At 63.5% G+C, this 20,815-nt stretch carries 20 protein-coding genes and 1 tRNA gene; 8 read left to right on the top strand and 13 right to left on the bottom strand.

Translation table 11 applies throughout. The features are described from left to right. Positions 1–1,429 precede the first annotated feature (1,429 nt). On the bottom strand, positions 1,430–2,086 hold the full coding sequence (gene parA, locus ACP2AH_RS02250; protein WP_425104299.1) for a ParA family partition ATPase: 657 nt from the start codon (positions 2,084–2,086) through the stop codon (positions 1,430–1,432). A 133-nt stretch (positions 2,087–2,219) separates the two neighbouring features. After that, positions 2,220–2,918 carry a L,D-transpeptidase gene (locus tag ACP2AH_RS02245; RefSeq protein WP_425104298.1) on the bottom strand — a complete coding sequence of 233 codons (699 nt, stop codon included), beginning with the start codon at positions 2,916–2,918 and terminating at the stop codon, positions 2,220–2,222. A 923-nt stretch (positions 2,919–3,841) separates the two neighbouring features. Between ACP2AH_RS02245 and ACP2AH_RS02240 the strand changes: the two genes are divergently transcribed. Beyond that, the gene (locus ACP2AH_RS02240; RefSeq protein ID WP_425104297.1) at positions 3,842–4,375 is read left to right on the top strand and encodes a DUF7662 domain-containing protein; all 534 of its coding nucleotides are present in this window, start codon (positions 3,842–3,844) and stop codon (positions 4,373–4,375) included. 2 nt (positions 4,376–4,377) lie between these two features. Further along, positions 4,378–4,794 carry a type II toxin-antitoxin system VapC family toxin gene (locus tag ACP2AH_RS02235; RefSeq protein WP_425104296.1) on the top strand — a complete coding sequence of 139 codons (417 nt, stop codon included), beginning with the start codon at positions 4,378–4,380 and terminating at the stop codon, positions 4,792–4,794. A 77-nt stretch (positions 4,795–4,871) separates the two neighbouring features. Here ACP2AH_RS02235 and ACP2AH_RS02230 read toward each other — a convergent pair whose 3' ends face one another. Both ACP2AH_RS02230 and ACP2AH_RS02225 read right to left on the bottom strand, forming a co-directional pair. Beyond that, positions 4,872–5,471, bottom strand: coding sequence for a flavin reductase family protein (locus tag ACP2AH_RS02230; RefSeq protein WP_425104295.1), 600 nt, complete (start codon positions 5,469–5,471; stop codon positions 4,872–4,874). A 3-nt stretch (positions 5,472–5,474) separates the two neighbouring features. Continuing rightward, on the bottom strand, positions 5,475–6,047 hold the full coding sequence (locus ACP2AH_RS02225) for a nitroreductase family protein (protein ID WP_425104294.1): 573 nt from the start codon (positions 6,045–6,047) through the stop codon (positions 5,475–5,477). A gap of 1,753 nt (positions 6,048–7,800) precedes the next feature. Between ACP2AH_RS02225 and ACP2AH_RS02220 the strand changes: the two genes are divergently transcribed. Beyond that, positions 7,801–8,592 carry a hypothetical protein gene (locus tag ACP2AH_RS02220; protein WP_425104293.1) on the top strand — a complete coding sequence of 264 codons (792 nt, stop codon included), beginning with the start codon at positions 7,801–7,803 and terminating at the stop codon, positions 8,590–8,592. 91 nt (positions 8,593–8,683) lie between these two features. Beyond that, on the top strand, positions 8,684–9,814 hold the full coding sequence (locus ACP2AH_RS02215; RefSeq protein ID WP_425104292.1) for a DUF2336 domain-containing protein: 1,131 nt from the start codon (positions 8,684–8,686) through the stop codon (positions 9,812–9,814). A 7-nt stretch (positions 9,815–9,821) separates the two neighbouring features. Here the strand turns inward: ACP2AH_RS02215 and ACP2AH_RS02210 are convergent, their stop codons facing one another. The 7 genes from ACP2AH_RS02210 to ACP2AH_RS02180 form a co-directional block, all read right to left on the bottom strand. Next, the gene (locus ACP2AH_RS02210; protein ID WP_425104291.1) at positions 9,822–10,640 is read right to left on the bottom strand and encodes an NAD kinase; all 819 of its coding nucleotides are present in this window, start codon (positions 10,638–10,640) and stop codon (positions 9,822–9,824) included. A 92-nt stretch (positions 10,641–10,732) separates the two neighbouring features. Beyond that, complete coding sequence (locus ACP2AH_RS02205; protein WP_307022962.1) at positions 10,733–10,978, bottom strand: DUF3297 family protein; 246 nt, start codon at positions 10,976–10,978, stop codon at positions 10,733–10,735. A gap of 83 nt (positions 10,979–11,061) precedes the next feature. Next, the gene (locus ACP2AH_RS02200) at positions 11,062–12,051 is read right to left on the bottom strand and encodes an MBL fold metallo-hydrolase (RefSeq protein WP_425104290.1); all 990 of its coding nucleotides are present in this window, start codon (positions 12,049–12,051) and stop codon (positions 11,062–11,064) included. 163 nt (positions 12,052–12,214) lie between these two features. After that, a complete protein-coding gene (locus ACP2AH_RS02195; protein ID WP_425104289.1) occupies positions 12,215–13,012 on the bottom strand; it encodes an ABC transporter permease in 798 nt (265 codons plus the stop codon). Further along, positions 13,009–14,046 (bottom strand): ABC transporter permease, encoded by a 1,038-nt coding sequence (locus tag ACP2AH_RS02190; RefSeq protein ID WP_425104288.1) that lies wholly within the window; start codon positions 14,044–14,046, stop codon positions 13,009–13,011. Before ACP2AH_RS02190 ends, ACP2AH_RS02195 begins: the two co-directional genes overlap by 4 nt. Next, on the bottom strand, positions 14,039–15,133 hold the full coding sequence (locus tag ACP2AH_RS02185; protein WP_425104287.1) for an ABC transporter ATP-binding protein: 1,095 nt from the start codon (positions 15,131–15,133) through the stop codon (positions 14,039–14,041). Before ACP2AH_RS02185 ends, ACP2AH_RS02190 begins: the two co-directional genes overlap by 8 nt. Positions 15,134–15,252: 119 nt before the next feature. Further along, the gene (locus ACP2AH_RS02180; protein WP_425104286.1) at positions 15,253–16,380 is read right to left on the bottom strand and encodes an extracellular solute-binding protein; all 1,128 of its coding nucleotides are present in this window, start codon (positions 16,378–16,380) and stop codon (positions 15,253–15,255) included. A gap of 447 nt (positions 16,381–16,827) precedes the next feature. Here ACP2AH_RS02180 and ACP2AH_RS02175 point away from each other — a divergent pair, with 447 nt between their 5' ends. Together ACP2AH_RS02175 and ACP2AH_RS02170 are read left to right on the top strand one after the other, a co-directional pair. Beyond that, the gene (locus tag ACP2AH_RS02175) at positions 16,828–17,640 is read left to right on the top strand and encodes a TerC family protein (protein WP_425104285.1); all 813 of its coding nucleotides are present in this window, start codon (positions 16,828–16,830) and stop codon (positions 17,638–17,640) included. Between the two features lie 87 nt (positions 17,641–17,727). Next, entirely contained in the window at positions 17,728–18,426 is a 699-nt protein-coding gene (locus ACP2AH_RS02170) for a sulfite oxidase-like oxidoreductase (RefSeq protein ID WP_425104284.1), read from the top strand. Positions 18,427–18,472: 46 nt separating this feature from the next. Here ACP2AH_RS02170 and ACP2AH_RS02165 read toward each other — a convergent pair. Together ACP2AH_RS02165 and ACP2AH_RS02160 are read right to left on the bottom strand one after the other, a co-directional pair. Continuing rightward, a tRNA-Thr gene (locus ACP2AH_RS02165) sits at positions 18,473–18,547 on the bottom strand. 288 nt (positions 18,548–18,835) lie between these two features. After that, the gene (locus ACP2AH_RS02160) at positions 18,836–19,366 is read right to left on the bottom strand and encodes a hypothetical protein (protein ID WP_425104283.1); all 531 of its coding nucleotides are present in this window, start codon (positions 19,364–19,366) and stop codon (positions 18,836–18,838) included. 324 nt (positions 19,367–19,690) lie between these two features. Here ACP2AH_RS02160 and ACP2AH_RS02155 point away from each other — a divergent pair, with 324 nt between their 5' ends. Together ACP2AH_RS02155 and ACP2AH_RS02150 are read left to right on the top strand one after the other, a co-directional pair. Next, positions 19,691–20,113, top strand: coding sequence for a hypothetical protein (locus ACP2AH_RS02155; RefSeq protein ID WP_421697468.1), 423 nt, complete (start codon positions 19,691–19,693; stop codon positions 20,111–20,113). A gap of 34 nt (positions 20,114–20,147) precedes the next feature. Next, positions 20,148–20,777: an OmpA family protein gene (locus tag ACP2AH_RS02150; RefSeq protein WP_425104282.1), complete on the top strand. Its 630-nt coding sequence runs from the start codon at positions 20,148–20,150 to the stop codon at positions 20,775–20,777. Positions 20,778–20,815 lie beyond the last annotated feature (38 nt).

The raw sequence follows: 20,815 nt of genomic DNA, 5'->3' as shown, positions 1-20,815 counted from the left end.
AGCCTCCTCCTGATTGCCGTGCCAGACCGGCCAGCGTCAACCTTGTCAGCCGAAGAATGCAAACTTCCGCGCGGAAGCCCGGCCGATTTCCAACATGAGGCAAGGGCTTGTCGACTCCCACCCCGCTTGACAACGCCCGCACAGATGGCTGCCCAGACGCGCGGGGCCTGCCTACCCGCCATGACAGCTGAGGCGACAAAAAGTTCCGTTTGCGCCTTAGTCAGGAGGGTATGTGATGGCTGGACCAAATGGACGTAGACGGGCCGCTTTGGGGAATGCCGGAAGCGTGGAAGCGACTCTGCGGTCTGTGCGGCCATAGAGGTATAGAGACGCTGCCACCCCGCGCTCCGGAGCCCGCCTTCAGCCTGTGAACTGATTTTCCGTCTCATTGCCCCGGTAACAATCGGCCGTTGCACGAGAGTGCACGCTCGCGATGCGAGGCGAGAAGCTGCACGGTGCCGAAAGGGGCGGAAGAGCCGTGCCGGCGCCTCGTCTGTCGTGCCGTTCGAACGATCGATGCCTGGGCCGTGTCAGGCCATTCATCCGGCCGAACCTGATTGGACGCATTCTTCCGTCGCGGTGGACATCCGGCGCGTGTCGCCAGCCTTCCACCAAGGTGTGCCTAGCCGAATCGGCGAAGCCTTCGGCCATCGGCGGAAGGTGTTGACCCGGCCTCTTTCGCTCGGGCCCTCTTACACTTGCGTCACCAAACGCTGGGCGGGTTCGCGTGCGATCCGCCCCGTTTGATGCCCGGTGTCGTCCGGATCAGCGGTGCGCCTCGGGCGCCCCTTCCTGCGTCCCCTCAAAAGTGGGGCGGCGGCGAGACAACGCACCCCTTGCCCCAGCGGCTCGGTGCGTGCTTGGGCGTGCGCGGCCGGTCGACCACGTCCGCAAGCCCAGGAACGGCCTTGCGACGGCTTTTGATGGGGGCGCCTCTGCCTTGTCCATTAATCCCTGTAAGGACGCTCTAAGTGACATCGCCTGGACGCGGCCGGCAGCCACCTCACCGGCGCCAAGCGCGCCGCGACCCAGGCGACGCCGATCGAAACGCTAAGGGGCGATGTCGCGACGGCCCGCGTGGCTTCCCATTAGGCTCGGCCGCCCCGCGGATGCCGCAGAGCCGGCGCGCCAAACGGCTGCCATCGAACGGGAAAGCGGGGAGCAGCTCCATAGCAGATCGGCGGTCGCGCGGCTGTTGCCGAATGTTTTGGCTAAGCGGGGCATTCCGGGAGTTCAGCCGTCAACCACCGCTGCCGCGCCTGTATGAATGGCCGACTGTACGAAGGGACGATCCAATCGACCGCATCTACAAAGGGGACGGGGACGGCGCCGAGCGGCAACTCTTATCTACCGTTCGGCGTGGCACCGGTACCGGCCGTCGCAGCCGGCCGTGAAATCACCGCCAGGACAGGCTTCCTCGCGAGTGCAGCTAACTGCGGAGCAGAGCCGTGAACTCTGCTGCCAGCGCCTCCACTTCCAGAGCGCCCTTGGAGCCTGGCTCCGTCTCAAGCAGCGTCAAGCCCTGCCCCATGCTGGCGGCGAAGCCAACACGATTGCCGAGCCGTGTGTGAGCAGCGGGATAGGCGAGAGCTTCGATGGCGGAGGCGATCTCCTTGGTCAAGGCCGCTCGGGGTTGAGCCCTATTGATGATCAGAAGGCAGGAGGCTCCTTCCTTGTTGATCATCTCCAGCGTCGGCCGGGTGGCCCACAGATCAACAGGAGTCGGCTGGACAGGCACTCCCACCAGATCGGCCACCTCGATAGCCGGACGCGACTCGACGTCCGACTTCGGGGGGGTGTCGATAATGATGAAATGGTGATCGCGGGCGAGGCTGCGCGCCTCACGTCGGGCCCCCCAGCCTGAAGCGGTACGGAATGAGAGCCCGGTCGCTTCGTCTCCCAGAGTTCTCTCCCGGACCTCGAACCACTCGCCCAGGCTCCCCTGAGGGTCACAGTCCAGCAGGGCCACGCGGCTTGGCTCTCCTTCGAGACGGCGTTGTGAAAGAGCCACAGCGAGATGGGCGGCCAGCGTTGTCTTGCCGGAGCCGCCCTTCTGCTGCGCGATAGTGATGATTCTGCCACTCATCTAACCGCCTCCAGAGCTGCCTGCGCCGCTAACGTGTCACTCAAATATCACGAATTGTGCCGCCTAAGGCTCGGGGAAGGTGTGCGTTGTCGATGCGCGCAGAGATTGTACGGAAGATGCCGGCCAAGCGGGCTCAACTGGCGCCCTTTGATCCGAGCACGACGACCTTCGTGCCCACCCCTACACGCCCATAGAGATCGATGGCGTCCTGATTGATCATGCGGATACAGCCCGAAGAGACATTTGTGCCGATGGTCTCGGGCTCCAACGTCCCATGGATGCGATAGAGTGTGTCTTTCCCGTCCTGCCAGAGGTACATCGCCCTGGCGCCTAGTGGGTTGGACAAGCCTCCCGGTACCCCGTCGCCACCCTGCAGCTTAGTGAGTTGCGCCTGAATGTCCGGGCGTCGCTGGATCATCTCCTTTGGGGGGTACCAATCTGGCCACTCCTGTTTGGAGTTTATCGTGGCCACTCCCGACCAGCCAAACCCCTCCTTGCCGACACCGACGCCATATCGCATGGCGGTGCCACCGGGCTGAATCAAATAGAGGAAGTGCGCGGCCGGATCTATGACAACCGTCCCCGCCGGATAGGCCGATTGATAGGCAACCTCGCGGCGGAGGAAAGTGGGGTTGATCTGGGAGGTGTCGACAGCTGTAATAGGAAATTTATCCGCAACGGCACCGTATCGATCCGAGAACGTCGCGGCCGAGTTTAGGCTGGCGGAGGGCAGGGTAGTACCGGTGGCGGAGGTCCGTTTGCAGCCTGCTAGGGCGACCGCCGCACTAGCCATGCACAGCGCAAGAACGGTACGACGATCAAGTGTAGGCATATCGCAACCCCTTCGATCTCATTTCCCGAATCTTAACGCAGTTTTGGTAAACAAGTCGTTGCCTTAAAGCGGACATTGGTTGCATTTGCTTCAGGATGCTCAGCGGCGCGAGGCTCGGGCTTCGAGTGTTCGTCGGTGCCTATTTCTAATTGCGGTTCCGCTCAAACAACGTGGTCAAGCATACACAGTTGAACTTTTGAACATGTACCAATTGAAGCGCAGGCAGAATCGACCAAAATGTGCCGCAAAACGGCGAGTGTCAGAAACTCAAAAATCTAGCCGTATCAATATTTTATAAGTTATATCGTAACCAAGTTATCGGGTGCCTTGTGCGCAAATGGAGGTAACTCCTCAGGAGTAACTGAAAGCCGATAACACGGGTCGAGTTTGCGGTCTAATCGCTCACGAGGTCCGGCTTGGATTCAGCGATACGCCGTTGGGTAGGCGCAGATTATATGCACTAAACCGGCGATGCCTCTATCTGGGGAGCTTGCGATACTCGCTCTCGGCTTATCCAGTTGCCCGGACCAGAGGTAAACTGCTCGTCCTTACTCTCGGCATAAACTTATGTATTTATGAAATAGTTATAATACTCTAATTAGGCAGTGAATCGAAGGAGGAGGCAGTCGATAAGGTGGCGTATAAAAAACGATAAAAAACAATAACTTGTGTAGTAAAGCTAATAAATTAAATAATCTATATCAATGTCTGATATGTGCTGGATACACATAGATGTGTTTTAAGTTAATGGTATTATTATCCGGAGTCCTCTGTGGCAAACTTGCGATCGTGACGTATCGGGCGGAGCCGAATCGAGGGCGATGTCCGCGCGCCCCCAGCCGACTTGGCGGCTCTTGAATGTGCAAGGGTACTTTAGTAACTTATGTATGTGTAGAATCTAGAGCGATCGGGAGGCTCTCGTCATGTCCAAATACAGTTCGCTGACGACATTCTTGGCAAGTCGTACGCAGCCAAAAATAGCAATGTCGTTCGAGGATATAGAGCGGATTGTTGGATCAAAACTTCCGCAATCGGCGTTCAATCACAGGGCTTGGTGGAGCAACAACCCAACCAACAGTGTGATGACCAAAGCATGGCTGGCAGCCGGGTTTCGTTCAGAAGACGTAGACATGACAGCGCGAAGGCTGGTGTTCTCTCGTAGCAATCCCCAGCTCTCGACGGGAGATGCGAGTCGGGTTGCGCCAGCGTCGACGGGGTCTCCCTTGGCCGGATTGTTCGGTGGGTTAAAAGGGACGGTTCATATCGAGCCTGGAACCGATTTGACGCTGCCCAGCACGTCTCCAATTTACCTGTACGATGGAGTGGGTGAAGGCACGCCCATTCATCAAATCGAGCCGTCAGACGATACCTGGCAGACGGAGCCCCTGCCATCGTCGGAAGGTTCGACAAAGGAATATAATCCGCAAGTTGGGCGCGAGTGGACCGAGGAGAACTAGTCATGGGCATGCCGCTTCTTCTCGATACCTGCGCCGCGCTTTGGGTGGCTCAAGGAGCGCCGATCTCGGACGAGGCCAGGGGTACGCTGATCGAAGCTCGGCTGCGCGGGGCGCCGATTTCGGTTTCGCCAATGTCCGCTTGGGAACTCGGCCGGTTGGTAGAGCAGGGCAGGGTGCGGCTGGCGATGGAACCGGCAAAGTGGTTTGCGGCGCTTACCGGCCTGCCTGGTATGAGCATCGCGCTCATGAACCCCGAGACGTTGATCGCGTCATCTTTCCTGCCGGGCCTGCCACCTCTCGACCCTGTCGACCGTGTGCTGATCGCGACAGCACGTGACCAGGGCTACCGGTTGATGACCCGCGATCGAGTGATGCTGGATTACGCCGCTACCGGATATGTGCAGGCGGTTGCCTGCTAGCTTCCGCTCGCAAACTTGCTGGACCGGCGAACGGGGGATGGCGTGCAGCGTTGGCTGCGCCCATCCCGGATTGGCCGTTAGCGGGGGCGCGGCACAGATGTAACAGTGTCGATCCACGAGTAGTCGAAGTAGCCGGCACGAGAGAGGGGCTGCAACTTTTCGGTGCAGACTCGGCCCTCCTCGATGAATCGATCATCGATATGGATGCCGACGATCTCGCCATAGGTGACGTGATAGCCGGCCCGATGGCCGCGGCGATCGGTCATTTCGACTGTGTCAATCCAGACACATTCGAGAGCGCAGGGAGAAGCCGCGACACGTGGTGGGCGGATAAGGCGGCAGGGCGCTTGGGCCAGTCCCGCTAATTCGAACTCGCTCTCGCCAGGGGGCAGCGGAGTCGAGGTGATGTTCACGCGATCAAGTAATTCGCGCGTGGCGAGATTGCAGACAAACTCCCCGGTCGCCATCGCGTTGCGCACAGTGTCCTTCAGCCCCGCACTGGAGAACATCACGATATCCGGGCTCTCGCTGACAATGTTGAAGAAGGAGTAGGGAGCGAGATTAGGCCTTCCCTGCGGAGACAATGTCGAAATCCAACCGATCGGTCGCGGCGCCACAATCGCCTTCAGCGGATTGTGCGGTAGGCCGTGATTGCCGAGAGCAGGTTCGTAGAACATGGATCAGTACCGCGTGACGAGATTGGCGAGGGCGGGCCGGGGGCGATCCTCCTGCGGACGGGCGAGCGTGCCGATATAGACAAAGCCGATGAAGCGCTCCTCGTCAGACAAGCCCAGGGTGGCGCGTATGCGAGGGTCGTAGCTGTACCATTCCGTCAGCCAGGTGGCGGCATAGCCATGAGCGTGTGCGGCGAGCAACAGCAGTGTGCAGGCCGCCGCGCCCGAAAGGGTCTGCTCCCATTCCGGTATCTTGACATGCGGCGCTGCTCGCGAAACGACGGCGATGACGAGCGGTGCGCGGCAGAGCCGGTTGCGTTCAAGAGTGATTCGTTCCGGCTCCGCTCCGGGGTTGTCGAGGCTGAAGACGGTCGCGATGGCATCGCCGGCGCGCACCCGTCCCTCGCCTTCGAATACGATGAAGCGCCACGGCGTGAGTTTGCCGTGATCCGGTACGCGCGTAGCTATCGCCAACATAGACTCGAGCTCGATCTCATTCGGGCCCGGCAAGGCGAGGTCGAACACCTTGGGACTCTTGCGTGTCCGGAGCAGGTCGAGGGTGGAGCTGTCGGCAGTCATGGGCAAAGTTCCACGGTGAGCGCGCTGGAAGAGCGGCGAGGCAGCGGGGTGAGCCACCTCGGGGAGGGACGGGCCGGCAGTTCACGGGCGCGGGAATGCGGCTCGGAGAATCACAACGTGATTATACTAGGGCTTGGTCGCTCTCCCGAAGGCGGGGCCATCTGCTGATCGAGACGCGCCCTGCCGGCGGATCGGAGGGACGACAGTGATGCCCTGCGCGCGAGCCGATTAATGAAGTCCCAAGATGTGCGTCTGATCAGGTCGTTCCTGCGAGGGCTGAACTGGCGGTCGTCGGGCGAGGCTCGGCAGTGCCCTCTCTGACTGACTCGCTTGGCAGGTCCGCGGCCCTTCGATGGAAAGACCGGAACGGTTATAATAGGCCACATCGCAGCTGGAATTGGATGAAGTGCTCGGCCTCGCCGTTGGTCTTCGGCGTGTAGTGCACGTTGCGATACGTTGGATGCCCAGCATGCGACGCACTTCGCGGAACAGTCTGGCGATAGCGCTGGTTCGTGGTCAGCGGCCACCCGCTGGCTTCGGGCGCCGCGTGGCCGGGGTCCGGGTGCTTTGATAAGGCGCTTCGTCGTGCCACGCGGTAATCGGGCGGGATCTCCACACAGGCGAGACCGGCGCAGTCGTCTGCGGCCAGTGCAAGAAGTGTTAATCGACGCCCTTGCCGGCTCCCCACCGGTTGTCGGTGATGCGATGGCCGACGCCTTCGGAAGGGGGGCGAGATACAGGGAGCATCCGGCCGTTCGCACTGATGGTGCCGCCCCGGTTCCCTCGCCGCGCGCCTTCGCATCTGGCATCCAGCCACTCTGGAGCGGCCCAAGTTCCGCCGGACGGCGGCCTCCTCGCCGCTCAGGGGATGGTCCCTCGGAGGGGAGGCGCGACTTCGCGCCGGAACTGGCGGTGACGGCGCGGGGGGCATACGGTGAATCGGATAGCGATCCTGACAATTTGCGAGGTCCCGTTGCGGAGGACTCTGTTCATGTCCGATCGGAGCGTCATTGCCTGCAAGTTCCAGGGAAACAGCGGAATGCCGGCAGCGCTCCCGCCTCAGACGGAAATTGCGGGCGCCTCTTCGTCGTGCCTTCGCGTCGTGGATCTGGGCAGCGCCAAGCGCGGCGCGGGCCGATGGAGGGCGTCGCTCAAGACTTAGGGCGGCTGAGGACACGACCCGGTTTTATCCCCGCGGGAAGCCGCGCTCGGTCGGTGTGCGACAGCGGGGGGCACTCGCTTTTCTCTTCGTTCTCGGATGGGCTCGAAGCAGCGGCTCCGGCGATCATCGGGCATTCCGATGACTTGAATTCGCCTCTGTTTGAAGGCACCTACAGCGCCTATGTCGCAACGTTTCCTTCCCCTCGTGCTACGGTTCCTTGGCCATACCCGGCGAGCGCTCAGGCTTAGGTCCAGCGCACCCGTTCGTCGATGTGCGGCGGTACTGAGCATGGCCGCCATTATCATTACCGGCGGCGATGCCCTGGCGCAGGTGACGCTTTCGTCGCCGACGGGGAACGTAGCGCAACTCGCCCCATTTCAGGCGCCATCCCCAGCGCGATCGCCCCAACCTTTCACGTCGGCGCCGGTTCAGCCATCTCGAGCCATGCCTTTTGTCGGTGCTCCGGCACCGTCTTCCCCGCCTTCAGGCGCGGCCGGGCCGGCGGCGCGTATACCCGCCACTGGACGCGCCGAGGGGGGCGACCCGCACACGATCCTGCCGCAGCCGCCGGCAGGAAAGGTCGCGATCGGCATGAGTGCCCGTTTCGGCGACAAGGACGGGCTGATTCCGCGTGGTCTCGTCTGGCGCGTCTTCGCCGACCGGCCGGAAGCGTCCGGTGCCTATCCGCTGGTGGCAGAAGCGGCCGATCCCGCGCCGGTGTTCTTCCTCTCGCCCGGTGGTTATGTGGTGCATGTGGCCTATGGCCTAGCCAGCGTCGCGCGGCGCATCGTGGTCGGTGAGGAATCGCGGCGCGAGCAACTCATCGTCCCGGCCGGTGCGGTGACGCTGCACAGTGATGTCGGCGACAAGCCGGTGCCGGCGGACAAGGTCACCTACGATTTGTTCGAGGGCAGCTTCCTGCAGGGACGGGCGTCGAGCCGCCCCTATTACCGTGGCGCAAATCCGGGAGATCTCATTATCCTGCCGGCCGGAGATTATTACGTCGTCTCGACCTATGGCGACGGCAATGCGGTGATCCAGGCGGATCTCGCGGTGGCGGCGGGCAAGGTGACGGATGCGACACTGCACCACCGCGCGGGCGAGGTGACGTTGCGGCTGGTGAAGGTGGCCGGCGGCGATCCCATGCCCGAGACGCAATGGTCGATCGGCACGCCGGGTGGCGACAGCGTCAAGGAATCGATCAATCCCGAGCCCACCTTTGTGCTGGCCGAAGGCGAGTACACGGCTGTCGCTCGTTACCAGGGGAAGACCTACTCGAAGGTGTTCACGGTCGAGACGGGCAAGAACGAGTCGGTCGAGGTACGCGTCGGTGATCAGGTGACGCCGGATGCGCTGGATGGGCAGGACGGCAGTGGCGACTGACAGTCGGCCGTCCCGTTTTCTATGGTCAACGCTTTCTTAAGTTGCTGCGGTGCACGATCGCTGTCGTGATGAACCGGGCCGGGAGTGCGCGATGATCGTGCGGCAGTTTCTGGATTGGGCGCGTACCGCTCCGGAGGATGCGCGGGTGAAGGCGGTTGCGGCTCTGGCCCGCGCCTATGTGCGCCCCGAACTGGGCGCGACCGAGCGTGCCGAGATCGATGAGGCCCTCCCGGCACTGGTGGCCGACCCCTCGCCGATGGTCCAGTTTCAGCTCGCTTCCGCCCTGTGCCGCCATCCTCTTGTGCCGGCCGATGTGGCGCTTCAGCTTGCGCGGCTTCCAGGGGCGGCGGGCGAGACCATGCTGAAACATTCTGCCGTCCTTAACGTGCGCGAACTCATTGCCCTTTGTGCGGATGGCGAGGCCGACAAACAGCAAGCGATTGCGCGACGGGCGAGCCTGCCGGCGCCCGTCTCCGCCTTGCTGGCAGAGGTCGGTAGTGTCGAGGTCGTGCTGGCGCTTGTGAGTAACCCGACGGCGGACGTGCCGGGCTTCGCCCTCGGTCATATCGTGTCGCGTTTCGGACGGGTGCCGGAAGTGCGCGAAGCACTGCTCGGCCGGCCGGACCTGCCGGCGGCGGCGCATCAGGCGCTGATCCGTGTTGTGGCCGGCGCGCTGTCGGCCTTTGTCGAAGAGCGCCAATGGCTGTCGCCGCAGCAGGCGGCGCGGCTGGCGCGCGAGGCCGCTGACCAGGCCACGGTGACGCAGATCGCGGCCACGGATTTCACCCAGACACGCGCTCTTGTGCAGGACCTGCAGGCCAGGGGCGAATTGACCTCCGCGCTGGTGCTGCGCTCGCTGCTGTCGGGCCAGATGCGGCTTTTCCTTGAGGCGGTCTCCGTCCTCTCCGGTATCGGCGTCAACCACGTCTCGGCTCTCGCTGCCGATCGTTCGGGCGAGGCCTTCCGTGTGCTCTATGACCGGCTGGGGATGCCGCGCGGGGCGTTCATTGCCTTTCGCACCGCGCTGCGCGTCGTTCAGTCCGAAGCTTATGTCGACGATCTCGACGAGGAGCCGGGGCTACGCCTGCGCATTCTCGACGAGGTGCTCGCGGCTTATGAAGAGGCCGGTGAGAGTGCGCAGGGCAATCGCATCGTCGGCATGCTGCACCGCTGGCAGAGCGAGGCGCGCGAGCGTTCGGAACGGCAAACCCTCGCGGCATGAGCGCTCGTCAGCCAAATTGTTCGGCCAGTATGCGTTCCTCAATCGAGTGATCGCGGTCGACCAGCATGGTCATCGAGGAATTTGCGTCGAGCCGTGCGCGCACCGCCACCACGTCGCGTACCTCGAAATGATCGGCGGTCGCATTCACCGGACGCTTCTCGAACTCCATCACCGCAATGTCGACGCGCGCGCGGTCGGGCACCAGCGCCCCGCGCCAGCGGCGCGGCCGGAAGGCGGAAATGGGGGTGACCGCCAGAAGCGGCGTGCCGATGGGAAGGATCGGGCCCTGAGCGGAGAGGTTATAGGCCGTTGATCCTGCCGGCGTCGCCACGAGAACGCCGTCGCATATCAACTCCTCCATCCGCACCTTGCCGTCGATGGCGATGCGCAGCTTCGCCGCCTGATAGGATTGGCGAATGAGTGACACTTCATTGATCGCCCAGGCCCGGTGCTGGCGACCCTTGATGTCGGTCGCTTCCATCATCAGCGGATGGATCACCACCCGCTGCGACGCGGCGATACGCGCGGGCAGGTCCTCCTCACGGAAACTGTTCATGAGGAAGCCGACCGAACCGCGATTCATACCGTAGATCGGCGTGCCGCTGTCGCGGAAGCGGTGCAGCGTTTGCAGCATGAAGCCGTCGCCGCCAAGCGCAACGACGACATCAGCGTCTTCCGCCGGCACGGTGCCATAGCGCGCCGCGAGCCGGCCCTGGGCCTGGAGCGCGTCCGGCGCCTCACTGGCCACGAAGGCGATACGGTTCGTGGGGGCTGATGCGTCAACCTCGGTAAGGCTCGGACCAGCGGGGCGGGCGACTTCGTTCATGCGGACAGCCCGATGCGATAGAATGGCAAGGCCGGAAGGCGGCGACGGCACGGTGCTGGTCTACACGTACGCACCGTGCGCCGTCGAGACGCTCACTCGTCCGGCGTGCGCAGATAGGGCTCTACCGGGCCCACCAGTTTGACCGTCATCGGATTGCCGGCACGGTCCTTGGCCTTGCCGACTGAGACCCGGATCCAGCCCTCACTGACGCAATATTCTTCTACGTTGGTCTTCTCCGCGCCCTTGAAACGGATGCCGACGCCGCGCTCCAGCAGCTCCGCATTGTGGAAGGGGCTGTTCGGGTCGCTCGAGAGGCGGTCGGGAAGAGTGTCGGACATGGCGGTCCTCCGTTCAGAAACAGGTGGGGCGAGACATAGCCCCGCCCCGCCGGTCTTGCCAAGTCACGACCGGCCAGCCGGCGTCAAAGCACCGGGCGCCACAGCGCCGGAACGACGGCGTAGCCCTTGCCCTCCTTCCGGATGAAGCCGGTGGCGGGGAAGGGGTAGTGGTAGCCCGTGAGCTGGAGCCGCTCCGCCGCCACCATGTCGTAGATGCGGCGACGGGTCTGCGCGGCCTTGGGCCCATCCATATCGAATTGCACCTGCCATTCCGGATGGGGAGCGAACAGAATCGGTGTGTTGGTTGTGTCGGACTGGATGAACAGGCGCTCATTGCCTGAGGCAAAGATGAAGGCGGTGTGGCCGGGCGTATGGCCGGAAGCGTCGACACTCGTCAGGCCGGGGACGATCTCCTTGTCCCAGCCATAGCGGTTGACCTTGCTGTCGATATCCTTGAACACCCGGCGTACGTTGGTGAAATTGCCCTTTAGCCCTTCCGGCGCGCGGCTCATCTCGCCTTCATCCATCCAGAACGCCCATTCCGCTTCCGGTACCAGGATCTCCGCGTTGGGGAAGGCGAGCCCGCCATCGGCGGTGCGCAGGCCATTAATGTGGTCGCCGTGGAAGTGGGAAATCACCACTGTCTCGATGTCCGACGGCTTGACGCCCGCCCAGGCCAAATTGGCTTGCAGACGCCCGACCGGCGCATTGCCGGACTGGGGACCATTGCCGGTGTCGATGAAAATGAGCTTGCCGCCATTATTGATGAGCAGCGGATTGAACGGGATCGACATTGTGTCCTTCGGCTGGAAGGCGGCTTCCAGCGCGGCATTGATCTCCTCGCGGGAGGCGTTTCGCACGAAGCCGTCGGTCAGCGGGAAGGTTCGCATGCCGTCATTCACGGCGGTCATCTCGGCCGTGCCAACACGGTAGCGATAGAGTCCCGGTACCTGCTGGCCTGTGGCGGTTTGCGCTGCGGCGGGGGAGACCGTTGCGAGCAGCGGCAGGGCGGCGGGCATCGCGGCGAGGCCTGCGGCACCGGCAAGCGCATGGCGGCGGGACATCTGGCTCATCGCTGGCTCCGTTATGTTGGCGTGGGGTCCTGAGGGGTGCCGCAGGCTAGTGCCGCAGCGTGAGGCCGTCACGACGAGCGTCATCACGTTCGGGTGATGATAGCCGGCTTAGTATCGGGCCCGGCGTGTCTGCCTGAGCTCATGTCTGGGTTGGCAGTGGATTCTAAGCCTTGGGCTTCTTCTGCAACACAACATAGGCGATGGCGGCGACAAGCGTCAGCGCCACGAAGATCACGCCGACCACATTGATGACCGGGGACAGGCCGAAGCGCAGGCGCGAGGCAATCTCGGTCACGAGCGTCCACTCACCGCCGATGGCGAATACCGTGGTGTTGTAGTTCTCGAAGGACTGCAGAAATGCGACCACGGCAGCGGTGAAGCAGGTCGGTGCCAGGAAGGGGAGGGTGATGCGCCGGAACACGAGCGTGTGGCTGGCGCCGAGATCGAGTGCGGCTTCCTCCAGCGTACGATCCTGTCGCTGCAGGCGGGCGAGGAAGAGCAGCATCGCGTAGGACGCGATGAAACTCGACTGCGCCATGACCGCAACGAACAGCCCGCCCGGTACCCCAAACTCCCGCCAAAAAATCAGGCTGGAAATGCCGAGGATGATGCCGGGGGTCAGCACTGGCGACACCAGCACGGAATAGAGCATCGTGCCGGAACGCTGTCCCAGCCGCGTGAGGATCAGTGCCCCCGACAGGCCGGCCGGGATCGAGACCACGATGACCCCGAGCGCCACCAGCACGGAGTTCACCAGGCCTTGCAGCAGCCGCTGGTCATGGGCGAGGGCGACGAACCATTTGAGGGTGAAGCCCTGCCATTGAGTGACAGAGGGATAATCGAAGGAGTTGAAGGCGGCCGCCGACATCACCGCCAGCGGCAGGAAGAGATAGAGCACGAATAGGCCGATATAGATGTTCAGCACCAGCCGCGCGCTGGCGCTCTCCGTGGCGGTGCTCATTTCGCGATGTCCCTCAACCCGACGCCGAACAGGCGCATCATCAGGAGGATGAAGGCGGTGCAGACCACGAGCAGCGACACGGCATAGGCCGAACCCATGTTCCAGTTGTTCGCCTCATAGAACTGCCGGTACACGAGCTGGCTGAACCAGTCGCCGCCTTGGCCGCGCGTCATGATCGCCGGCACGGAGTAGGAGCCGGCCGACAGCATGAAGGTCATAATGCAGCCCACCGCGATGCCTGGTTTGGCGTGCGGGATGATGACGCGGCGGTGGATGCGCAGCGTCGAGGCGCCGAGGTCGCGTGCGGCCTCAATCTGGTTGCGGTCCAGCGTTTCCAGCGTGTTCACCATCGGGAACACCATGAACAGCACATAGGTGTAGATCATCGCCAGGAAGACGGCGGAAGGATTTTCCAGGAACGGTATCCACTCGCGGGCATCGAGATTGATGAACCCCATCCATTGCAGCACGCCGTTGATGACGCCGCGATAGTCCAGGATCATCAGCCAGGCATAGACGCGCAGCAATTCGTTGATCGCATAGGGGACGATTAGCGCCACCATCAGGATGATCGCCTTGCGTGGGCCACTCGCCAGCGCCACGACATAGGCGACGGGGTAGCAGACGACGAGCGCCAGTGCCGTCACCAGCAGAGCGTAGAAGATGGTGCGCACGAAGATGTAGAAATGCAGGCCGCTCATGCGGGTGAAGTTGGCGATGCCGTAGCTCTTCGGCGGGTTCTTTTCCTGCGCTTCCAGCGTGGCAATCTCGGCCTGCTTCTCCGCCACGCTCTGGTCGAAAGCCGCCTTCTTCGCGGGGTCGGTTTCGGCCTGCCGGTCGAGTTCGATCAGCGAAATGTCGTTGTAGAGCCGGTCGATGGTGAGCGACACGTCGCCCTTTGATTCCCGCCACCACAGCGACTGCTCGACCATGGCTCCCAGCGGCACCAGAATCAGCACGAGTACCCAGGCAACAGCGATGCCGACAATGACAGCGGCGAGGGGCCGGCCATAAGCGCGGGCGAGGCTACCCATGGGCGAGTGCTCCCACGGGATAAATGAGTGCGTCATCGATGCCGAAGGACAAGGTCAGTTCGTCCGGCAATTCGCGCACCGAGGGGCCGTTCGGCACGGTAACGGTGAGAGTCTGGCCGGCGGCGGCGCATTGCAGATGCACGGACGCCCCTTCCAGGCTGCGGGCCGCGAGGCGGACGGCCACGGTGTTCGCGTCCGTGCCGCCAAGGACGATGCGTTCAGGGCGGACGAGGAGGAGTGCCTCCTCGCCGAGGCGAAGTGGGCCCTTCACCCGCCCCTCCAGGCGGCCGATGGATGTGTCGACCACCGCCCGTGTGTCGGCGACGCCAGCCACTGTGCCGCGGAGCACGTTTTGCTCGCCGACGAATGTGGCGACAAAGGGCGTCGCGGGATCGGCATAGAGCGTATCAGCGTCCGCGACCTGTTCGAGCTTGCCGCGGCTCATCACCGCCACGCGGTCGGACATGGCGAGCGCTTCGCCCTGATCATGGGTGATGTAAATGAAAGTGATTCCCACCCGCTTCTGAATGGCGCGCAGCTCGCTGCGCATATGTTGCCGAAGCTTGAGGTCAAGCGCGGAAAGCGGCTCGTCCAGCAGAAGCACAGCCGGTTCGACGGCGAGCGCCCGGGCGATGGCGACGCGCTGGCGCTGGCCGCCGGAGAGGTCGGCCGGCTTCTTGTCGCCATAGCCGCCAAGCGCCACGAGTTCGAGAAGTTCCTGCGCGCGCTTCAGCCGCTCGGCCTTGCGGATGCCGCGTGCCTCCAGCCCGAAGGCGACATTTTCGGCCACGCTCATCAGGGGGAAGAGGGCGAGATTTTGGAAGATCAGCGCGGTGGGGCGCTCATTCGGGCCCTTGCCCGCCATGTCCTCGCCGCCGATCAGCACCCGACCGGCGGTGGGCTCGATAAAGCCGGAAATGGTGCGCAGCAATGTGGTCTTGCCGCAGCCGGAGGGCCCGAGAATGGAGAAGAACTCGCCCGCGTGAATGGAAAGATCGGTTGGCTGCACGGCAGTGGAATCGCCGAAGCGGATCGACACTTTGTCGAGACGCACGTCTTTGCCGCGTAGCGGGGTCGCATCAGCCATGGTGGGGTCCGTCCTGGCCGTTCTGTCCGGCCGTCCACGTCATCGAGGCATTCCGCCGGGGCGGCGGGCACCCCCGGGCGAGGCCCGGAGATGCCGTGGTGTCGTGTGACAGCGCCGTATCAGCTGTTGGTCAGCTTCTCGACATACTCGCCGCGCAGCTTGGCGTAGAAGTCCGTCTGCATCGGCCACCAGAACAGATTGTCGATGGTGCCTGCCGGATAGGCCGCATCGAACGCCGCGCGGGCTTCCTCGGAGAGGAACTGCTGGGCGCCAGCGGCGCAGCTGTTGTAGCCGGTGGTGTTGGCGAAGCGGGCACCGACTTCCGGCTGGTAGATGAAGTTGGCAAAGGCATAAGCCTGCTCGACATTCGCGGCGCCCGAGGGGATGCCGAGCGTGTCGGTCCAGGCGAGGCCGCCTTCCTTCGGCATGCCGTAGCTCCACTTCTTGTCGGTGTTGCGGTGGAGCAGGATGCCGGTCGTATCCCAGGTCTGGCCAATGGTGCAGCCAGCGTCGGTGAAGGCGGCGGTCGCCTCGGTGGCGTTGTTCCAATAGGCGCCGATATTGCCCTTATGCGCGAGGATGTACTTCAGCACGCCCTCGAAGACGCGACGCGAATCGGCCTCGGACTTGTAGAGGTCCATGCCGCGGTCCGACTTCAGCTCGCCGGTGGCGTCGAGATAGAGCGCGACGCCGTTGAACACCGACTTCTGGCGGATGGCGGTCTGCTTCGGGTGGTCGGCGAGCCACATGTCGCCATAGGAGATCTCTCCGGACTTCTTGCCGGGGAACTTGGTGGAATCCCAGGTGATGCCCTCGGTGCCCCAGTCGAACGGCACGAGATAGCGTTTGCCGCGATAGGCCGCGCCGAGCTTGAGTGAGTTACGATAGATCGAGGGGATGATCAGCGAGGACTGGAACTTCGCCTCGTCGATCGGCTGGAGCAGGTTGTCCTTGTAGTAGTTGGGGCCGGTGTCGACGGACGGGAAGATGATGTCGAAGCCCTTGCCGCCAGCGGCGCGCAGCTTGTTCTCGCATTCTTCGTTGGAACCGTAGGTCGACAGATTCACCTTGACGCCGGTAGCATTGGTGAAGTCGGCCAGCAGGGTGTTCTTGTCGAAATAGTCGCCCCAGGCATAGACGTTGAGCGAGCCGGAGGTGGCGAGCGCGTCGTGGGCGCGGAGCACGGCGGGCGCGGCGATCGCGAAGGCGCCGGCCTTCATCAGGTCGCGACGAGAAAAGCGGGTCATCAGTACCTCCCTTTGCCCCCGGGGGGCGAAACGGCGTTCGCTCTAGTTCGGGGCGATGAACGGACGATGACACGGTAAATCCGCGCGTGGAAGCCACTGTCGCAAATAACCAATGTGAGGTAGTGGCCGCTCATCGGAAGCAACTAAAAGTCGTATATGGCTGCCCCATCAACTTGTCGAGGGTGCGACAATCTGTCATGCAATGGACGGCTGGCTTTGATGCGCGTCTGCCTTACTTTCTCACGACCCGTTGATCCGGGCCCCTCTGACGCGAGCCGCCGGCGTTCGCGTGATGTCGGATCGCTTTCCGACGTCGCGCCGGCAGGATTGTCTCGCAGATGATTATTTTACCCCCCTCTCGATCCGAACGGCCCGTTGGTGCGTTAATGCGCCGCGCGGCCATGGCTGTGCCGACCCGTCTCTTGGCGATCTCTGGGGAGTGATCCGGTGGAATATTTGATGGAACTTGCCGCCAGCCCGGCGGCCTGGGCGGCGCTTGTTACGCTTGTCGCCATGGAAGTCGTGCTCGGCATCGACAACCTCCTGTTCATTTCGATCCTGACCAACAAGCTGCCTGAAGATATCCGACCCCGCGCCCGGCGGATTGGCATCGGTCTGGCGCTGGTCATGCGTCTCGGCCTGCTCAGCACCATCGCCATCATCGTCACCCTTGTCGAGCCGGTGTTCTCCGTCTTCGGCCATCCCTTCTCCTGGCGCGACATCATCCTGATCGCCGGCGGCCTCTTCCTGGTGTGGAAGGCGACCAAGGAGATTCATCACAGCATGGCGCCGCATGACGAGCAGGAGGCGTCGCTCGGCGGCACCCTGCAGGTCAGCTTCAGCGCTGCGATCGTGCAGATCCTTATCCTCGACCTCGTCTTCTCGGTGGACAGCATCATCACGGCGGTCGGCATGACCGAGCACATTCCGATCATGGTCATCGCCGTCGTGTTTGCGGTGCTCACCATGCTTTTCGCTGCCGGCCCGCTGGCGAATTTCATCAACCGCAACCCGTCCATCGTGATGCTCGCTCTCGGCTTCCTGCTGCTCATCGGCACGACGCTGATCGCGGAAGGCTTCGGCGCCCATGTTTCGAAGGGCTACATCTATGCCGCCATGGCCTTCTCGGCCTTGGTGGAAGGCCTGAACATGCTGCAGCGCAAGCGCCGGCCGACGGCGGCGGGGCAGGCCGTTGCGGGGCATCATCACAGCCCCGCGCCGGACGCGTCGCCTGCCGAACACAGCCGCGTGAATGCCTGAATGTGAAGGGGCGGCGTGGGAAAGGAAAAGCCCGCGCCGCCGGACACTGATAGGATCGGGCGTCCCTCCAGAGAAGGAGCCCGGTCCATGGCGGACACACCCGCGCCGCATCTCCCCGCTGACGAGGGCGGGGACCTCCCGCCCGACAGCAAACTCACCCGTACCAAGCGTGCCTGGGCCCGAGCCGGCAAGTTCCTCACCGGTCGCGTCGCACGCCCGGAAGAGGACCGGCTGCCGCCCGGCCAGCATCTCGTGCGCGATTGGCCGGTGCTCGACCTCGGTATGCAGCCGCGTATCGCCCTTGATCGCTGGAGGCTCGACATAACCGGGGAGGTGGAAAATCCCATTTCCTGGGACTGGGCGGCCTTCCGCGCGCAGAAACAGACCCGAGAAATGACCGATATTCACTGCGTCACCACGTGGTCGCGCTACGATAATCACTGGGAAGGCCTCGCCACCCGTGACCTGCTCGACGTGGTGATGCCGCGTGAGAGCGCGCGCTTCGTGCTTGTCCACTCCTATGACGGCTACATCACTAATATGGCGCTGGAGGATTTCGCGGCCGAGGACGCGCTCATCGTCCACAGCTGGGAGGACAAGCCGCTCACCATCGAGCATGGAGGCCCGGCGCGACTGGTGGTGCCGCATCTCTACTTCTGGAAAAGCGCCAAATGGCTGAAGAAGATCGAGTTTGTCGTCGCCGACAAGCGCGGCTTCTGGGAGGAGAACGGCTACCACAACCACGCCGATCCTTGGAAGGAAGAGCGCTATTCCGACGAGGAATGAGAGGAAAAAGGAGCGTTCTGGCGCGCGCCTGCCGTTGGGTGGTGAATGGTGCCGGATGAGGGGATCGAACCCCCGACCTTCGGTTTACAAAACCGCTGCACTACCGCTGTGCTAATCCGGCCCTCGGACACCGAAATCCGGTGCCTATTCGGTACTTACTCGGACCGCGCGCGGCTTAAGCGCATGATCCGACTCGTCTTCTAGCCTCTCGGCCCTCCAATTACAAAACCGCTGCACTACCGCTGTGCTAAGCCGGCCCCGGCTCGGCCCCGACATGGCCCGCCCGAGCGACGGAAACACGGTCGATGCCCTTGGCCGCGCCGGCCATCGTGCCGGCAGCGACCGTTTCTCTTCGCCGATGGCCGCCGTCCGGTCAAGACGGACGCGTAGTCGACCTCGGGTCTGGCACTCACCTCGGCCCGCTGAAGCTCGTCATCTTGCCGCCGCGGAACCGGCATTCGACATTCCAGAAACCCAGTTTGCCAGGGGACTTGATGACGCTGAATGAGAGCGTCACCACCTTCTCGCGACCGGGACGCACAGACTTCGCGGCAAGCTTCACGATGGGGTAGGCGGGCGCCGTCCGTGCGGCCTTCTCGCAGTAATTGAGGGCGTCCCGGTCGGAAATCTCCACAGGACCTGGCCGGGGCCCCGGCCCGGGGCCCGGACCTGGCGGATAGGGATAGGGCGGCGGCGGGGGCGACCGATTCTGATCGAGCGTGATCCGGCAGTCGGAATAGGCGCGGGTGCCCGGCACAAGCCCCCAGGACCGGCATTTGGCATCGTCGGCCTGGTCCGGCGTAGGGTAGGGCGGTGGGTAAGGAGCCGGATAAGACGGCGCGTAGGGCGGCGGATAGGGCGCGGGCGGCGGATAATACTGGGCGAGGGCGGGAGCGCTGGTGACCAGCACCGCCGTCACGGCCGCAAGCAGCTGTTTCAAGATTCGTGGTCCCCCGTGAACTGACCTTTGCCTGCGGCGGCCCGGCGGAGCTGTCAAGGCGCGCGGCCCGGTGCTGCGACACCCTCAGTTCGCCCCAGCGCGCTCACTCGGTGCCGGTAGGATGGTCCATCGCCGCTGGTAAAAGGATGCGAAGTCGTATCCACCCCTGAAATACCGACTATCTGCCGAAAACCGACAAAATACGCCATTGCGCCAAGCGCGGCCTTCTGCGAGACGAATCCTTGGGAAATCGTTCGCACCGGCGCGTGCCGAATCCCCCCGGGGTGACGACCACCGCGGGCACGCCATTTGGGAGGCTGGACTATGAAGCGATTTTTGTTCGGACTGGCGGCGATGCTGCTGGCCGGCATGGCCGGCAGCGCGTCGGCCCAGACGATGAGCTATGCCGAGGCCGGGGCGCTGATCGCCAAGAACTGCGGCCCCTCGATCGAAAAGTTCTGTGCCAAGGCCAATCTCGGCACGGGTGAGGTTCGCAACTGTCTGATGGCGCATCAGGACCAGGTGCCGCAGCAGTGCTTCGACGACTATGCCGCCGCGCGGGCTTCTATCGCCAAGCGCATTGCGGCGCAGGGCGACGCCTGGAATGTGTGCAACGCGAACATCCGCCAGGCCTGCGCCGGCGTTCAGCCGGGCGATGCCAACATCCTGACCTGCCTGCAGTCGGCCAGCAAGGTGATCCGGCCGGCCTGCAAGGACATTCTGGTCGATGCCGGCTGGTGGCAGTGACGGAACGACGAAACGCTAGGGAAAGAGACAGATCATGACCCGTATCACCCGTTTCGTCGGCGGGCTCGCCCTCGCCGCCGCGCTCGCCGCGCCGCTGGCCGGCGCCGCGACCGCGCAGACCGCTGACTCCGACGCGCAGATCATGCAGGGCCTGTCGCAGGCCACCATGTTCGACCCGTCGCTCACCGCCCAGGTGCTGCGCCAGATGGCGCAGGACGCCGTCACCAAGAACCAGCCGCTGACGCTCGACAAGTCCGAGATCGCCAAGCGGCTCGACAAGCTCGCGCAGATCACCGTGCAGATCCAGTTCGCGCTTGGTTCGGACATCATCCGTCCGGAGTCCTACGCGACGCTCGGCTCCATCGCCGACGCCATGCACCACCCGATCCTGGCGAACTACAAGTTCATCGTGGTCGGCAACACCGATACGACCGGTACGCGCGCCTTCAACCTGAAGCTCAGCCAGGAGCGCGCCAACGCCATCGTGCAGGCGCTGGTCGTGGTGTTCGGCATCTCGCCGGATCGCCTGGAGGCTGTCGGCCTCGGCCAGGAGGCGCTGCAGGTGCCCTCCAAGCCGCAGGACCCGATCAATCGCCGCGTGCAGATTTTCACGATCGGCACGGTCGGCCCGATGGGCAATCCGGTGCCCACCAGCGCTCCCTGAACGGGACGCTCGCATCTTCCTGTGATAGGAAGCCGGCC

It is taken from the genome of Ancylobacter sp., assembly GCF_965249975.1.
Classification (GTDB): domain Bacteria; phylum Pseudomonadota; class Alphaproteobacteria; order Rhizobiales; family Xanthobacteraceae; genus Ancylobacter.
The sequence above is the reverse complement of the archived record's forward strand: the minus strand, read 5'-3'. Positions and strand labels throughout refer to the sequence as shown.

Excerpts from the sequence above, each read along its gene's own strand:
- parA (WP_425104299.1), bottom strand. The coding sequence starts at position 2,086 with ATGAGTGGCAGAATCATCACTATCGCGCAGCAGAAGGGCGGCTCCGGC.
- ACP2AH_RS02245 (WP_425104298.1), bottom strand. The coding sequence starts at position 2,918 with ATGCCTACACTTGATCGTCGTACCGTTCTTGCGCTGTGCATGGCTAGT.
- ACP2AH_RS02240 (WP_425104297.1), top strand. The coding sequence starts at position 3,842 with ATGTCCAAATACAGTTCGCTGACGACATTCTTGGCAAGTCGTACGCAG.
- ACP2AH_RS02235 (WP_425104296.1), top strand. The coding sequence starts at position 4,378 with ATGGGCATGCCGCTTCTTCTCGATACCTGCGCCGCGCTTTGGGTGGCT.
- ACP2AH_RS02230 (WP_425104295.1), bottom strand. The coding sequence starts at position 5,471 with ATGTTCTACGAACCTGCTCTCGGCAATCACGGCCTACCGCACAATCCG.
- ACP2AH_RS02225 (WP_425104294.1), bottom strand. The coding sequence starts at position 6,047 with ATGACTGCCGACAGCTCCACCCTCGACCTGCTCCGGACACGCAAGAGT.
- ACP2AH_RS02220 (WP_425104293.1), top strand. The coding sequence starts at position 7,801 with ATGAGTGCCCGTTTCGGCGACAAGGACGGGCTGATTCCGCGTGGTCTC.
- ACP2AH_RS02215 (WP_425104292.1), top strand. The coding sequence starts at position 8,684 with ATGATCGTGCGGCAGTTTCTGGATTGGGCGCGTACCGCTCCGGAGGAT.
- ACP2AH_RS02210 (WP_425104291.1), bottom strand. The coding sequence starts at position 10,640 with ATGAACGAAGTCGCCCGCCCCGCTGGTCCGAGCCTTACCGAGGTTGAC.
- ACP2AH_RS02205 (WP_307022962.1), bottom strand. The coding sequence starts at position 10,978 with ATGTCCGACACTCTTCCCGACCGCCTCTCGAGCGACCCGAACAGCCCC.
- ACP2AH_RS02200 (WP_425104290.1), bottom strand. The coding sequence starts at position 12,051 with ATGAGCCAGATGTCCCGCCGCCATGCGCTTGCCGGTGCCGCAGGCCTC.
- ACP2AH_RS02195 (WP_425104289.1), bottom strand. The coding sequence starts at position 13,012 with ATGAGCACCGCCACGGAGAGCGCCAGCGCGCGGCTGGTGCTGAACATC.
- ACP2AH_RS02190 (WP_425104288.1), bottom strand. The coding sequence starts at position 14,046 with ATGGGTAGCCTCGCCCGCGCTTATGGCCGGCCCCTCGCCGCTGTCATT.
- ACP2AH_RS02185 (WP_425104287.1), bottom strand. The coding sequence starts at position 15,133 with ATGGCTGATGCGACCCCGCTACGCGGCAAAGACGTGCGTCTCGACAAA.
- ACP2AH_RS02180 (WP_425104286.1), bottom strand. The coding sequence starts at position 16,380 with ATGACCCGCTTTTCTCGTCGCGACCTGATGAAGGCCGGCGCCTTCGCG.
- ACP2AH_RS02170 (WP_425104284.1), top strand. The coding sequence starts at position 17,728 with ATGGCGGACACACCCGCGCCGCATCTCCCCGCTGACGAGGGCGGGGAC.
- ACP2AH_RS02155 (WP_421697468.1), top strand. The coding sequence starts at position 19,691 with ATGAAGCGATTTTTGTTCGGACTGGCGGCGATGCTGCTGGCCGGCATG.
- ACP2AH_RS02150 (WP_425104282.1), top strand. The coding sequence starts at position 20,148 with ATGACCCGTATCACCCGTTTCGTCGGCGGGCTCGCCCTCGCCGCCGCG.